Source organism: Methanogenium cariaci JCM 10550 (genome assembly GCF_001315945.1).
GTDB classification, from domain to species: Archaea; Halobacteriota; Methanomicrobia; order Methanomicrobiales; family Methanomicrobiaceae; genus Methanogenium; species Methanogenium cariaci.
Genome location: NZ_BBBG01000052.1, coordinates 1 through 568, shown reverse-complemented (window position 1 = coordinate 568; position 568 = coordinate 1). Strand labels below are relative to the sequence as shown.

The window sequence follows — 568 nt, the reverse complement described above, 5'->3', positions numbered from 1 at the left end:
GGTGTAGGTGTTGGTGTGGGTGTTGGTGTGGGTGTTGGTGTAGGTGTAGGTGTAGGTGTAGGTGTAGGTGTAGGCGTTGGTGTTGGTGTTGGTGTGGGCGCTACATTATAGCAGAAATCAATATGGCTGATATCATAATACTTCTGATTCGTTGGATTTAGTCGCGTACCGAGAACGGTATCCGACGTTACCGGAAAGCCATATGAAGGGCCAGAATAATTGTAGACATTCGATCCAATCCCACCTTTCACAATTAATGCATTAATTTCAATTCCTGATGCTGTGAAATTAAAGTGGGTCTCATTGATCATCACAATCGTCACGGAACCGGCGCCAACGGTATGTGTACCATTCCACGGAGGGGGCATCGATTTTAAAGGCAGAACCGGTGTATCCAAGATCCTCGCATTTGACGTTGAAGTCATATTCCTCGGGAGTAACATACTCACTGGCACTCACCGGGATAACGATGAGGGCCGACAGAATACATACCGTCAATACAAACAAAATTTTCATCATCACATTCAATCGCATCACCTTTCGGCGAGCGTTTTTTTACCTTATTTAT

General features: G+C 45.1%; 1 protein-coding gene. It reads right to left on the bottom strand.

From position 1 onward, the window contains the following. Positions 1 to 251, bottom strand: a 251-nt coding sequence (locus JCM10550_RS21040) for a hypothetical protein (protein ID WP_218185280.1), incomplete at its 3' end; no start/stop codon positions are given. Positions 252 to 568 lie beyond the last annotated feature (317 nt).